We start from the raw sequence: 14,179 nt of genomic DNA, 5'->3' as shown, positions 1-14,179 counted from the left end.
CCGGGGAAATCCTGTCCCGGATTGCATCCGGGCTACGAAATGGAGCGCCACCGATGGCCATCCTGCACACCCAGATCAACACCCGCTCCCCTGAGTTCGCCGCCAACCAGGCGGCCATGCTCGCCCAGGTGGACGAACTGCGCGCCCTGCTCGCCCGCGTTCACCAAGGCGGCGGCGCCAAGGCGCAGGAGCGTCACACCTCGCGTGGCAAGTTGCTGCCGCGCGAACGCATCAACCGCCTGCTGGATGCCGGCTCGCCCTTTCTCGAGATCGGCCAGCTCGCCGCCCATGAGGTCTATGGCGAAGACGTACCGGCCGCCGGGGTGATTGCCGGCATCGGTCGCGTCGAAGGCGTCGAGTGCATGATCGTGGCCAACGACGCCACGGTAAAAGGCGGTTCCTACTACCCGCTGACGGTGAAGAAGCACCTGCGCGCCCAGGCCATCGCCCGCGAAAACCGCCTGCCGTGCATCTACCTGGTGGACTCCGGCGGCGCCAACCTGCCGCGCCAGGACGAGGTGTTCCCGGATCGCGAACACTTCGGTCGCATCTTCTTCAACCAGGCCAACATGAGCGCGCTGGGCATTCCGCAGATCGCCGTGGTGATGGGCTCCTGCACCGCTGGTGGCGCCTATGTGCCGGCCATGAGCGACGAGACCATCATGGTGCGCGAGCAGGCCACCATCTTCCTCGCCGGCCCGCCGCTGGTGAGGGCCGCCACCGGCGAAGTGGTGACCGCCGAAGAACTGGGTGGCGCCGATGTGCACTGCAAAACCAGCGGCGTGGCCGACCACTATGCTGAGGATGACGAACACGCCCTGGCCCTGGCCCGGCGCTGCATCTCCAACCTCAACTGGCGCAAGCTCGGCCAGCTCGACGCCCGCGCCCCCATCGCCCCACGCTACCCGGCCGAGGAGTTGTACGGGGTGATCCCCGCCGACGCCAAGCAACCCTTCGACGTGCGCGAGGTGATCGCGCGCATCGTCGACGACTCGCAACTGGATGAATTCAAGGCGCTGTTCGGCACCACCCTGGTGTGCGGCTTCGCCCGCATCAACGGCTACCCGCTGGCGATCCTGGCCAATAACGGCATCCTCTTCGCTGAGGCGGCGCAGAAAGGCGCGCACTTCGTCGAGTTGGCCTGCCAGCGCGGCATTCCGCTGCTGTTCCTGCAGAACATCACCGGCTTCATGGTCGGCAAGAAGTACGAGGAAGGCGGCATCGCCAAGCACGGCGCCAAGCTGGTCACCGCCGTGGCCTGCGCCCAGGTGCCGAAATTCACCGTGATCATTGGCGGCAGCTTCGGCGCCGGTAACTACGGTATGTGTGGCCGCGCCTACGACCCGCGCTTTCTGTGGATGTGGCCCAACGCGCGCATCGGCGTGATGGGCGCGCAGCAGGCCGCCGGCGTGCTGGTGCAGGTCAAGCGCGAACAGGCGCAGCGTGCCGGCCAGCCGTACTCCGACGAGGACGAACAGCGCCTGAAGCAGCCCATCGTCGAGCAATACGAGCAGCAGGCGCATGCCTTCTACTCCAGCGCCCGCCTGTGGGACGACGGCGTGATCGACCCGGCGCAGACCCGCGAGGTGCTGGCCCTGGCGCTTTCGGCCAGCCTCAACGCGCCCATCGAGCCGACCTGTTTTGGCGTGTTCAGGATGTGACCCAACACTCCCAATTAACCGTAGGGCGGGTGCAACCCGCCACTTTCCGGCGGGTTGCACCCGCCCTACGCAGGAGTTCAGATGAACGACTTCACCACCGTACAGCTTGAGAAAGACCCGCGCGGCTTCGCCACCCTGTGGCTGAACCGCCCGGAGAAGAACAACGCCTTCAACGCCGAGATGATCCGCGAGCTGATCCTCGCCCTCGACGCCGTGGGCGAAGACAAGAGCCTGCGCTTTCTCCTGCTGCGTGGGCGTGGCAAGCACTTCTCCGCCGGTGCCGACCTGGCCTGGATGCAGCACGCCGCCACGCTCGATTACAACGCCAACCTGAGTGACGCCCGCGAGCTGGCCGAGCTGATGTACAACCTGCACGGCCTGAAGATCCCCACACTGGCCGTCATCCAGGGCGCTGCCTTCGGCGGCGCCGTAGGCCTGGCCAGTTGCTGTGACATGGCCATCGGCAGCGAGGACGCGCTGTTCTCGCTGTCCGAGGTGCGCATCGGTCTGGCGCCAGCGGTGATCAGCCCCTTCGTCGTGCAGGCCATCGGCGAACGCGCGGCCAAGCGCTACGCGCTGACCGCCGAACGTTTCGACGGCAAGCGCGCCCGCGAACTGGACCTGCTCGCCGAGTGCTACCCGGCCGCTGAGCTGGAGGCGCAGGTCGAAGCCTGGGTTGCCAACCTGCTACAGAACAGCCCGCAGGCCATGCGCGCCAGCAAGGACTTGCTGCGCGAAGTCGGCAGCGGCGAGCTGACCCCAGCCCTGCGCCGCTACACCGAGAACGCCATCGCCCGTCTGCGCGTCAGCGCCGAGGGCCAGGAAGGCCTGCGCGCATTCCTGGAAAAACGCCAACCCACCTGGCAGGAGCCATTCGCATGATCGACACCCTGCTGGTCGCCAACCGTGGCGAAATCGCCTGCCGCGTGATGCGTACGGCAAAGGCCATGGGTATTCGCACTGTGGCCGTGCACAGCGCCATCGATGCCAATGCACGCCATGTGCGTAAAGCCGACGTGGCGGTGAATCTGGGCGGCGCCAAGCCTGGCGAAAGCTACCTGCTGATCGACAAGATCATCGCCGCCGCCAAGGCCAGCGGCGCGCAGGCCATCCACCCCGGCTACGGTTTTCTCTCGGAGAACGCCGGCTTCGCCCGCGCCATTGAGCAGGCCGGGCTGATCTTCCTCGGCCCGCCCGCCTCGGCCATCGAGGCCATGGGCAGCAAGTCGGCGGCCAAGTCGCTGATGGAGGCTGCTGGCGTGCCACTGGTGCCCGGCTACCACGGCGAAGCGCAGGATTATGAAACCTTCCGCGAGGCCGCCAAACGCATCGGCTACCCGGTGCTGCTCAAGGCTGCCGCTGGCGGCGGTGGCAAGGGCATGAAGGTTGCCGAATCCGAAGCCCAGCTTGCCGAAACCCTGGAATCCGCGCAGCGCGAAGCGCAGTCGGCCTTCGGCGACTCGTGCATGCTGGTGGAAAAATACGTGCTCAAGCCGCGCCACGTAGAGATTCAGGTGTTCGCCGACCAGCACGGCAACTGCCTGTACCTCAACGAGCGCGACTGCTCGATCCAGCGTCGCCACCAGAAGGTGGTCGAGGAGGCGCCGGCGCCTGGCCTGAGCCCCGAGCTGCGCCGCGCCATGGGCGAAGCAGCGGTCAAGGCCGCGCAGGCCATCGGCTACGTCGGCGCCGGCACCGTGGAGTTTCTGCTGGATGAGCGTGGCGACTTCTTCTTCATGGAGATGAACACCCGCCTGCAGGTCGAGCACCCGGTCACCGAGGCCATCACCGGCCTTGACCTGGTGGCCTGGCAGATTCGCGTCGCCCAGGGTGAGCCGCTGCCGCTGACCCAGCAGCAGGTGCCACTCAACGGCCACGCCATCGAGGTGCGGCTGTACGCCGAAGACCCGGATCACGATTTCCTGCCCGCCACCGGCACCCTGGCGCTGTACCGCGAGGCTGGCAATGGCGACGGCCAGCGCGTCGACAGCGGCGTGGCCGAGGGCGACAGCGTGTCGCCCTTCTACGACCCGATGCTGGGCAAGCTGATCGCCTGGGGCGAGAACCGTGAGCAGGCACGCCTGCGCCTGCTGGCGATGCTCGACGACACCCTGGTCGGCGGCGTGAAGACCAACCTGGCCTTTCTGCGCCGTATCCTCGCCCACCCGGCCTTTGCTGCGTGCGAGCTGGATACCGGCTTTATCCCGCGTCATCAGCAGCAGTTGCTACCGGCCCCCGCTGAGTTGCCGGAGGCCTTCTGGCAACTGGCCGCTGATGCCTGGATACAGAGCGAGGCAGCGCTACAACGCGACGACGACCCGCATTCGCCCTGGGCTGCCCGCAGTGGCTGGCGCGCCGGTGGCACCGCGCAAATCGACCTGCACCTGAGCTGCCAGGGTGAAAGCCGCAAGGTGCGAGCGGCTAACACTGCCTGCTTGCAAGGCGAAGAACTGCTGGTGGACATCGACGGTAAACGTCAGCGCCTGCGCGCCATTCGCCGTGGCGACACCCTCTATCTGCAGTGGCAAGGCAAGCTGTACGCGATCACCCGTTTCGACCCCATCGCCGCCGCAGAAGCCAGCCATGCCCAGCATGGCGGCCTGAGCGCCCCCATGAACGGCAGCATCGTCCGCGTGCTGGTCGAGCCTGGCCAGGCGGTCGAGGCCGGTACCGCCCTGGTGGTGCTGGAAGCGATGAAAATGGAGCACAGCATCCGTGCGCCCGAGGCAGGTACGGTCAAGGCGCTGTATTGCCGCGAAGGGGAAATGGTCAGCGAAGGCACGGTGCTGGTGGAGTTAGAACCGTAGGGCAGGTGCAACCCGCCAGATGATATAGGCGCGTTGCACCCGCCCTACGACGCCGTGCCGCAGACGACGCACCCTACGATGAAAACGAGGACAACCGATGAACCTGCCCAAATCCGTGCGCCTGGTCGAAGTCGGCCCGCGCGACGGCCTGCAGAACGAGAAGCAACCGATCAGCGTCGCCGACAAGGTGCGTCTGACCGATGACCTCACCGCCGCCGGCCTGAGCTACGTGGAAGTGGGCAGTTTCGTGTCGCCCAAGTGGGTGCCGCAGATGGCCGGCTCCGCCGAAGTCTTCGCCGGCATCGAACGTAAGCCGGGCGTCACCTACGTCGCCCTGACCCCCAACCTAAAAGGCTTCGAGGCCGCACTGGAAGCCAAGGTCGAGGAAGTGGCGGTGTTCGCCGCCGCCAGCGAGGCCTTCTCGCAGAAGAATATCAACTGCTCCATTGCCGAAAGTCTGGCGCGCTTCGTCCCCCTGATGGAGTCAGCCAAGGCCGCGAAGGTGCGTGTGCGCGGCTACGTCTCCTGCGTGCTGGGCTGCCCCTACGACGGCGAAATCGATCCGGCTCAGGTCGCCAGTGTCGCCCGCGAGCTATATGCCATGGGCTGCTATGAGGTGTCGCTGGGCGACACCATCGGCACCGGTACTGCCGGCAAAACGCGCAGGATGTTCGAAATGGTTGGCCGCGATATCCCACGCGACAAGCTCGCTGGACATTTCCATGACACCTACGGCCAGGCCCTGGCCAATATCTACGCCAGCCTGCTCGAAGGCATCAGCGTGTTCGACAGCTCGGTCGCCGGATTGGGCGGCTGCCCTTACGCCAAGGGCGCCACCGGCAACGTCGCCACCGAGGATGTGCTGTACCTGCTGCAAGGCCTGGGCATCGAAACCGGCGTAGACATGGACAAACTGATCGCTGCCGGCCAGCGCATCTGCGAGGTACTCGGCAAAACCAACGGCTCGCGGGTCGCCCGTGCTCGCCTGAGTCAATAAGGAGCCGTAGGGTGGATGACGCCGTTTTCATCCACCGATGTGGTGGATCGATGAAGCGTTATCCACCATACGCCTGGCACCCCGGATTGAATCCGGGCTACGGGCTGTAGGAGCGGATTCATCCGCGATTTTCGCGGCTAAAGCCGCTCCTACAAGGGGTTGCAGCGTATCGAACCGTCGTTTCATCCAGAGATTCTGAACCCCGAAAAGGTCGGGGCGATAGCAGCAAAGGTCGCCTGAGTTGAACGTCAAATGCCACGAACGCACTAAGCTGAAGCCTGGGGATCAGAACGACGAGAACTGAGCATGCAGCAACCTCTGTGGGCGCCTTCCGCCGAACGTGTCGCCGCCAGCCGAATGGATGCCTTCCGCCGTTTCGTCAACAAAGGCCACGGCCTGCAACTGGCCGATTACCCTGCCCTGCATGCCTGGAGCGTCGAGCAACGCGAGGCCTTTTGGCAGGCCATCGTCGATGTCTTCCAAATCCACTTCCACACGCCCGCCGAATGCGTGCTGCGCGAAGGCCCGGCGATGCCGGATGCGCAGTGGTTCCCCGGTGCCACGCTGAATTTCGCCGAGCACCTGCTGCGTCGTCGCGATGGTCATCCGGCACTGGTGGCCATTGCCGAGGATGGCAGCCGCGAGCAGCTCAGCCATGCCCAGCTGGCCGCGCATGTCGCAGGTCTGCAACGAGCCCTGCTTAAAGCTGGCGTAGGCATCGGCGACCGCGTCGTGGCGTTCATGCCCAACACCTGGCAAACCGTGGTGGGCATGCTCGCCAGCGCCAGCCTCGGCGCCACCTGGTCGGGCTGTTCGCCGGACTTCGGCACCCAGGGCGTGATCGACCGTTTTGGTCAGATCGAACCCAAGGTGCTGATCGCCGCCGCCGGCTACCGTTACGCCGGCAAACGAATCGACCTGACCGACAAGCTGAACGAAATCCTCCCGCAACTGCCCAGCCTGGAGCAGCTGGTTATCGTGCCCTACTCCCGCGACGAGGCCAGCCCTACTGATTACAAGTCAGTTGCTCTAACCACCCTCTGGCAGGATTTCTACCAGCCCGGCGGTGCTCCCCAGTTCACCCCGGTGGCCTTCGACCAGCCGCTGTACATCCTCTACTCCAGCGGTACCACCGGCGCGCCCAAGTGCATCGTGCATGGGGTTGGCGGCACCCTACTGCAGCACGTCAAGGAGCATGGCCTGCACACCGACCTCGGCGCTACCGACACCCTGTTCTACTACACCACCTGCGGCTGGATGATGTGGAACTGGCTGGTTTCCGGCCTGGCACAGGGCGCTACCCTGGTGCTCTATGACGGCTCGCCCTTCCATCCCGAGCCCACACGTTTGATCGACCTGATCGACGCCGAGGACATTTCCATCTTCGGCACCAGCGCCAAGTTCATCGCCGCGCTGGAAAAGGCCGGCGTCAAACCGCGGGAAAGCCACAAGTTGAATAGCCTCAGGGCCATCCTCTCCACCGGCTCACCGTTGGCCCACGAAAGCTTCGCGTACGTTTACCGCGACGTGAAACGCGATCTGTGCCTGTCATCGATCTCCGGCGGCACCGATATCGTTTCCTGCTTCGCCCTCGGCAACCCCATCCTGCCCATCTGGCCTGACGAGCTGCAGTGCAAGGGCCTGGGCATGGACGTGCAGGTATGGAACGACAGCGGCCAGACCATGACCGGAGAAAAAGGCGAGCTGGTCTGTGCGCGGCACTTCCCCTCGATGCCGGTGGGATTCTGGAACGACGCTGACGGCGAAAAATTCCGCGCCGCCTATTTCGCCACCTTTCCCGGCGTCTGGGCACACGGCGACTATGCCGAAGAAACCGAGCGTGGCGGCCTGATCATTCACGGCCGCTCCGACGCCGTGCTCAATCCCGGAGGCGTACGTATCGGCACTGCGGAAATCTACCGCCAGGTGGAAAAGGTGCCACAGGTGCTGGAGTCCATCGCCATTGGTCAGGACTGGCAAGGCGACGTGCGTGTGGTGCTGTTCGTGCGCCTACGTGAGGGTATGACGCTGGACGACGCCCTGTGCGAGGAGATTCGCCGAATGATTCGCGCCAACACCACGCCGCGCCATGTGCCGGCGAAGATCATCGAGGTGGCCGACATTCCCCGCACCCTCAGCGGCAAGATCGTCGAACTGGCGGTGCGCAACGTCGTCCATGGCCGCCCGGTGAAGAACACCGATGCCCTGGCCAACCCGCAAGCGCTGGAACTCTATCGCAACCTGCCGGCGCTCCAGGAGTAGCGCGCCAATCACGGCACAGCGCCACTAAGACGCTGCATTGCTCCGGCGCCCTCTATACTGGAATGCATAACCCGGACAGGATGTTCCCGATGCGCATCGTTTTCTGCCTGCTGGTTGCACTGTTTCATGCCGGCTCCGGCGTCGCCGATGAACCCCTGCAATTGCACATGCCAGACGCTCCGCCATTAACCCTGCTGCATTACGAAGGTGGGCATGGCATGGTCGGCGACGTGACCCTTGCCGCGATCGCCTTGAGTGGACGCCTGACCCGAGTCATCGCCGAGCCCTGGCCAAGGGCGCAAGCCCGAGTCGCGACTGGCGAGAACCTGCTGATCATCCCCCTTTCGCGTATCCCCGAGCGCGAGGATCGCTACACCTGGATCGCGCCGATCATGGTGCTCGAACGCGCCTTCTTCAGCCTCGATGAACCCGTCACCAGTTTCGCGCAAGCACGCCAGCGCTATCAGCGCATCGGCGTCGGCCTGGGCACCGCGCAGGTGGACATCCTGCGCCGCGAAGGCTTCGCCGAAGAGCAGATCGTTCAACTCAAGCTTGGCGACAACCCGGCCATCCTTCTGGAGCGCGGGCGCATCGACGCCTGGTTCACCGGCATCCCGGAAGCGCTGTACATCTGGGACAGGTATGCAGAGCGGCAGCAGGCATTGCGCATGAGCCCAACCCTCGCCAGCACCGACCTTTACCTGGCGTGCTCCAAGCTGTGCGACCCGCAGTTGGTCGAGCAACTGCGAGCGGCACTTGCGGATCTGGAAGCACGTGGGATCAGCCAGCGCTTGCGCCAGGCCTACTTGCCCGAACTGCCCAAGCCCTGAGCGGCTTCAGATACCTGGCCGACCAGGATCCTCGGGCGGCGCGTCCTCCTCGATGTCCTCGAGTTTCAGCTCCAATCCCCAATCTGCCGCTGCCGGCTGGGGCGCCGCCACCGGCGCGGCGGCCGGGGCAGACACAGGCGCCGCCCGAGTAGCCGCCGGGTTATCACGGTAGAGCTTGAGTTTCAGACGCACGTTGTTCGCCGAGTCGGCGTTCTTCACCGCCTCTTCCTCATCGATGACGCCTTCGTGCACCAGGTCGATCAGCGCCTGGTCGAAGGTCTGCATGCCGAGGTTCTTGGACTTCTCCATGATCTCCTTGAGCTCGGAGAATTCGTTACGCTTGATCAGATCACGCACCGTCGGCGTACCCAGCATCACCTCCACCGCCGCCCGGCGCTTGCTGTCGACGGTACGAACCAGGCGCTGGGAGACGAACGCCTTGAGGTTGTTGCCCAGGTCGTTGAGCAGTTGCGGCCGGCGCTCCTCGGGGAAGAAGTTGATGATGCGATCCAGCGCCTGGTTGGCGTTGTTGGCATGCAGCGTGGAAATCGCCAGGTGCCCGGTATCGGCAAAGGCCAGGGCATGCTCCATGGTTTCGCGGTCGCGGATTTCGCCGATCAGGATCACGTCCGGCGCCTGGCGCAGGGTGTTCTTCAGCGCCGCATGAAAGCTGCGGGTGTCCACACCCACCTCGCGCTGGTTGATGATCGACTTCTTGTGCCGGTGCACATACTCCACCGGGTCTTCGATGGTGATGATGTGCCCGCCGCTGTTGCGGTTGCGGTAGTCGATCAGCGCCGCCAGGGAAGTCGACTTGCCTGAGCCGGTGCCGCCAACGAACAGCACCAGGCCGCGCTTCTCCATCACCGTGCTGAGCAGCACTTCGGGCAGCTTGAGGTCTTCGAAGCGCGGGATGTCCAGCTTGATGTTGCGCGCGACGATGGACACCTCGTTGCGCTGCTTGAAGATATTGATGCGGAAGCGCCCGACGCCGGACAGGGAAATCGCCAGGTTCATCTCCAGCTCGCGCTCGAATTCCTCGCGCTGCGCGCTATCCATGATCGAGTCGGCAATGGCCGCCACGTCGCCGGACTTCAGGGGTTCCTGACTGAGCGCCTTGAGCACGCCGTTGAACTTGGCGCAGGGCGGCGCGCCGGTGGACAGGTAGAGATCGGAACCGTCCTGGCTGGACAGCACCTTGAGCATTGCATGGAGATCCATGGCGACGTTCCCGTGAAGGCGGTTGAATTACCATAGCCAAGATTTGCGGCCATCAGACCGGCGAATCTCGTCTTGAAATTGGCGCCATTCTGCTGGCGCAACGATTACTGGCACAATACGCGCCCGCCGAATTTGAGGAACCCATCAATGGCAAAGGCAATGGCCCGCCACATCCTGGTCAAGACCGAAGCGGAAGCTGCCGCCCTGAAGAAGCGCATTGCCGCCGGCGAAGCCTTCGACGTACTGGCCCGCAAACACTCCACCTGCCCCTCCGGCAAGAAAGGCGGCGACCTCGGCGAAGTGCGCCCCGGGCAAATGGTGCGCGCCGTGGATCAGGTGATCTTCAAGAAGGCCCTGCGCGAAGTGCATGGCCCGGTGAAAACCCAGTTCGGCTACCACCTGATCCAGGTGTTCTACCGGGACTGATCAGCTAATGGCACATGGCCTTTACTGACGCGTTATCATGGCGCCCCTATTTCGCCTGACTCTGGAGCCTGCATGAACGCCAGCCGCCCGCCCGTCTTCGCCCGCGAGTGCGACCTGGTCATGAAGGGCGGCATCACCAGCGGCATCGTCTATCCGCTGGCGATCAGCGAAATCGCCAAGGCCTTTCGCCTGCGCAGCATCGGCGGCACCAGCGCCGGGGCGATCGCTGCGGCAGCGGCAGCAGCGGCAGAACTGGGGCGCCAGCGCCACCTGGCAGGTGAACTGAGCGAAGATCCGCAGGGCTTCGCCGAGATCGAACGCTTGCCCGCTCACCTGTGCACGCCGGCGTCGAGCGGCCAGGGCACCAAGCTGCTGGCGCTATTTCGCCCGGTTCCCAGGCTACGCGGCCTGTTCGACACCTTCATCGCCGTACTCGACGCCAAACGCAACCCCATTGGCCTGTTGCGCGCCGTGCTGCGCCATTATGGGCTGGCGGCCGGTCTCGGCGCGCTGCTGGGCGGCGGCCCGCTGTGGCCGCTGGCGTTCGCCAACCATGGCCTGCTGATCTGGCTGTGGTTGCTGCTGGCCGCCAGCACCGGTGCTCTGGTCGCCGTGGTCATCTGCCTACTGCGCCAGGTCAGCCGAGAACTGCCAGGCAACGGCTTCGGCCTGTGCAGCGGCATGCCCGCTACGCACGAGCCGGCACCGGAGGAAGCGCTGACGCCCTGGTTGAGCGCCTACCTGGATCGTCTCAGCGGCCAGCGCCAGGCCTGTGCGAGCGCTGCTGAGGCGTTTGAACGTGCGCGTCCTCTGACCTTCGGCGATCTGCGCCGGCACGGCATCGACCTGCAGATGATCACCACCTGCGCCAGCATGGCCCGGCCGTTCCGTCTGCCCTTCGGCAACGACGGCAAGGTGCGCGAGAACAACCAGTTCTATTTCTCCGAACAGGAGTTTTCGGCCCTGTTCCCGCAGCATGTGGTGAGCTGGATGTGCGCTCGCCAGCGCCCGGCGCAACAAGGCGAGCGCAGCGATGGCCTGTACCGCCTGCCGCTGCCGGACGACCTGCCAGTGGTGGTGGCCGTGCGCATGAGCCTGAGCTTCCCGCTGCTGCTCAGCGCCGTGCCGCTGCATGCGGTGGACTACCGCAGCACGCACAAACGCCTGGAGCGCTGCTGGTTCACCGACGGTGGCCTCGCCTCGAACTTCCCCATCCACTTCTTCGACCAGGCCCTGCCGACCCGCCCCACCTTCGGCCTCGACCTGGGCAGCACCGAGGATGCCGATGGCCCGCGCGTGCACTTCCCCGCGCGCAACGGTGACGCGCGCCTGGCCTACTGGCGGCGCTTTCCCGACACGGGCCTGGGCGCGCTTGGCGGCTTCCTACGGATCGTGATGAACGTGGCCAAGGACTGGAACCACGAAACCCTGTCACTGCTGCCGGGCTTTCGCGACCGCATCGGCCTGATCCAGCTGACCCGCGAGGAAGGCGGCCTGAACCTGACCATGCCGCCCGAGCGCATCGCCCGCCTGACCGAATACGGACGCCAAGCCGGTATCGAGTTCGTGCGTCGTTTCGGCAATCCGGACTGCTGGCAGACCGGCGCGCAGCCCAGCAAGATGAACTGGGAGAACCACCAGAGCATTCGCCTGCGGCTGATGCTGGCCAGTGTTGCCGAGCAGTTGGCGAGTCTGGAGCGTGCCTGCAGCCGGCTAGCGCAGACGCCCGAGGACTACCGGCGCTTCTTCAGCGAACGCCACAGCTACTCGCTGCAGGGCCTCGGCAACCTCGATGCCGACGAGCACGGTCAATACTCCACCCAGGCCGCACTCGCCCTGGCGCAACTCGACGCCCTGCGCGAGCTGGCACAACTGATAGAAAATCACGCGCAGACCAGCCCTGCCCTGCATCCAGCCGAGGGCGCACCGAAGCCGACGCCGGAGTTGAAGTTGCGCCCGCGTGTCTGAAATCTAAGCAAGGCGGCCAGCGCAATATCGATGCTGGCTCTATGAAACAGGCGAAACAACCGGGGGATTCATACCGGACTGGCAAGTTTGTGTGTTGGCTTGTGTTGGTATTCTAGACGCCGCTTTGGGTGTCTTCAGATATTCCGGGTTTCGCCCCCTCGGGCGACTTACTTTTCTTTGAAATGCGCAAAGAAAACTAAGCAAAAGAAAGCGCACCCCATCATCCGGCCCTGGCTACGCCAGGGTTCGTTCGCTCCATCGTTGCTCCGAGGGTCGGCTTACAAGGGCCATCCCTGGCCCTTTAAGCCTCTCGCGGCATCCATGCCGCTCGCCCCTCTACGCAACGATTCCACTCACCCTCCTGAAGGGGACATTCGCGCGCCTGAACGAACTGGCATTCCAAGGTACGCCCGGCGTGTTCTGGTAGCTGTGAAGTTGTGATGTGGCCGTCGAGTTAAACCAATACTTTCATTCACGTAGTTTTAGCTTGTCGGCTTTCAGCAGGCATTCCGGTCAGCCCTAAGGCTGACACATGTTCAAGCACTCCACGCTAATTCTGGGTTACCTAGGGTTCAGGCGCGTGCAGAGCCCGCCCAGGAGGGCGAACGGAATCGTCGTGGAAGAGGTTGAGCGGCATAGATGCCGCGAGAGCCGCGATGGGCCAGGGATGGCCCACCGCGGCGGGCCTCTGGAACGATGATGGAGTGAGCGAACCCTGGCGCAGCCAGGGCCGGATGAACGGGCGGAAGGGTTTGGTTACTTTGCCCGCAAAGTCACTCGCCCGGGAGGGCGAAACCAAAAGCATCCGCAAAATCGCGGCAATCCGGAACAGACATCGGACAACACTCCAACAAACAGACTTGCCAGTCCGGTATCAACCAAGCTTTCCCCCAAAATCCGAAGACCCCGTTTTAACACCGCGATAGCAATGCACGACTACATGGATACAAGAGGTAGAACACCGAGGCCGCTCTTAGAAGTGCTCTTGAAACTGCCCATCGACCACTCAAATCCCCTAGAATCACCGGCTGCCTACGGGATGAATACCACGAGTCACTGTCGCCCATGCCCACCATCACCCATGACATCGAGCGCTGCGCGCAGCAGCTACAGAGCGGCGAGCTGGTCGCCATGCCCACCGAGACCGTCTACGGCCTGGCCGCCGACGCCCGCAACGGCGACGCCGTGGCCAAGGTGTTCCAGCTCAAGCAGCGCCCGGACAGTAACCCGCTGATCGTCCACCTGGCCGATGCCAGCCAGGCCGCCAATTGGGTCAGCCAGATCCCGCCGCATGCCCAACAGCTGATGGATGCCTTCTGGCCCGGCCCACTCACCCTGGTGCTGCCGGCACGCGACGAGGTGCTGCGCAGCGTCACCGCCGGGCAGGACAGCGTCGCCCTGCGCGTGCCCGCCCATCCCGGCGCGCGAGCGCTGCTGCAGGCATTCGGCGGCGGCCTGGTAGCACCCTCGGCCAACCGCTACATGTCGATCAGCCCTACCAGCGCCGCCCACGTCGCCCAGCAGTTCGCTGACAGCGAGCTGCTGATCCTCGACGGCGGCGCCTGCCAGGTCGGCCTGGAGTCGAGCATCGTCGCCCTGCTCCCCGGCGACGCCCCGCGCCTGCTGCGCCACGGCATGCTCGACCAGCAGCGCCTGCAACAGGTACTCGGTCAGGAGCTGGAAACCCGCGACGGCGGTCTGCGCGCCCCGGGCCAGCACCGCCGCCACTATGCCCCTGGCACCCTGGCCAGCACCTTCGTCGAGGTGCCCGAGGCGGCGCTGGACGCACCCGACTGTGGCTGGATCTGGTGCGGCCAGGCCCGACCAACCCGAGGCCCGGCCATAGATCTGAGTGCAGACCCTGAGCGCTACGCCGCCGGCCTGTACGCGGCCCTGTACCAACTCGACGCCCTGCGACTGCGCCACCTGCATATCGCCCTGCCACCGCAGGGCGCTGCCTGGGCCGCCGTGCACGAACGCCTGCAGCGCGCGACCACCCAGTAGCGC

The 14,179-nt window shown here is 64.9% G+C and carries 10 protein-coding genes; 9 read left to right on the top strand and 1 reads right to left on the bottom strand.

Features of this window, described 5'->3' with window-relative positions; genetic code table 11:
* Positions 1-53: 53 nt before the first annotated feature.
* From VC352_RS00390 to VC352_RS00365, 6 genes are all read left to right on the top strand, one after another.
* Positions 54-1,661, top strand: coding sequence for a carboxyl transferase domain-containing protein (locus VC352_RS00390; RefSeq protein WP_322977608.1), 1,608 nt, complete (start codon positions 54-56; stop codon positions 1,659-1,661).
* 81 nt (positions 1,662-1,742) lie between these two features.
* Positions 1,743-2,543 (top strand): gamma-carboxygeranoyl-CoA hydratase, encoded by an 801-nt coding sequence (locus VC352_RS00385; protein ID WP_322977607.1) that lies wholly within the window; start codon positions 1,743-1,745, stop codon positions 2,541-2,543.
* Positions 2,540-4,468: an acetyl/propionyl/methylcrotonyl-CoA carboxylase subunit alpha gene (locus tag VC352_RS00380; RefSeq protein WP_322977606.1), complete on the top strand. Its 1,929-nt coding sequence runs from the start codon at positions 2,540-2,542 to the stop codon at positions 4,466-4,468. Before VC352_RS00385 ends, VC352_RS00380 begins: the two co-directional genes overlap by 4 nt.
* Before the next feature lie 97 nt (positions 4,469-4,565).
* On the top strand, positions 4,566-5,465 hold the full coding sequence (locus VC352_RS00375) for a hydroxymethylglutaryl-CoA lyase (RefSeq protein WP_322977605.1): 900 nt from the start codon (positions 4,566-4,568) through the stop codon (positions 5,463-5,465).
* A 306-nt stretch (positions 5,466-5,771) separates the two neighbouring features.
* The gene (locus VC352_RS00370; RefSeq protein WP_322977604.1) at positions 5,772-7,727 is read left to right on the top strand and encodes an acetoacetate--CoA ligase; all 1,956 of its coding nucleotides are present in this window, start codon (positions 5,772-5,774) and stop codon (positions 7,725-7,727) included.
* A gap of 80 nt (positions 7,728-7,807) precedes the next feature.
* A complete protein-coding gene (locus VC352_RS00365) occupies positions 7,808-8,557 on the top strand; it encodes a transporter substrate-binding domain-containing protein (protein ID WP_322977603.1) in 750 nt (249 codons plus the stop codon).
* A gap of 6 nt (positions 8,558-8,563) precedes the next feature.
* Here VC352_RS00365 and VC352_RS00360 read toward each other — a convergent pair whose 3' ends face one another.
* A complete protein-coding gene (locus tag VC352_RS00360; RefSeq protein WP_322977602.1) occupies positions 8,564-9,778 on the bottom strand; it encodes a PilT/PilU family type 4a pilus ATPase in 1,215 nt (404 codons plus the stop codon).
* Positions 9,779-9,925: 147 nt separating this feature from the next.
* Here VC352_RS00360 and VC352_RS00355 point away from each other — a divergent pair, with 147 nt between their 5' ends.
* The 3 genes from VC352_RS00355 (at position 9,926) to VC352_RS00345 (ending at position 14,176) form a co-directional block, all read left to right on the top strand.
* On the top strand, positions 9,926-10,204 hold the full coding sequence (locus tag VC352_RS00355; RefSeq protein WP_017362973.1) for a peptidylprolyl isomerase: 279 nt from the start codon (positions 9,926-9,928) through the stop codon (positions 10,202-10,204).
* Positions 10,205-10,276: 72 nt separating this feature from the next.
* On the top strand, positions 10,277-12,172 hold the full coding sequence (locus VC352_RS00350) for a patatin-like phospholipase family protein (RefSeq protein WP_322977601.1): 1,896 nt from the start codon (positions 10,277-10,279) through the stop codon (positions 12,170-12,172).
* A 1,065-nt stretch (positions 12,173-13,237) separates the two neighbouring features.
* Entirely contained in the window at positions 13,238-14,176 is a 939-nt protein-coding gene (locus VC352_RS00345; RefSeq protein WP_322977600.1) for an L-threonylcarbamoyladenylate synthase, read from the top strand.
* The last annotated feature ends 3 nt before the right edge of the window (positions 14,177-14,179 follow it).

The sequence above is a fragment of the Pseudomonas sp. C11 genome, from assembly GCF_034683865.1.
In the GTDB taxonomy this organism is placed as follows: domain Bacteria; phylum Pseudomonadota; class Gammaproteobacteria; order Pseudomonadales; family Pseudomonadaceae; genus Aquipseudomonas.
This window is presented reverse-complemented; position numbering and strand designations above follow the sequence as displayed.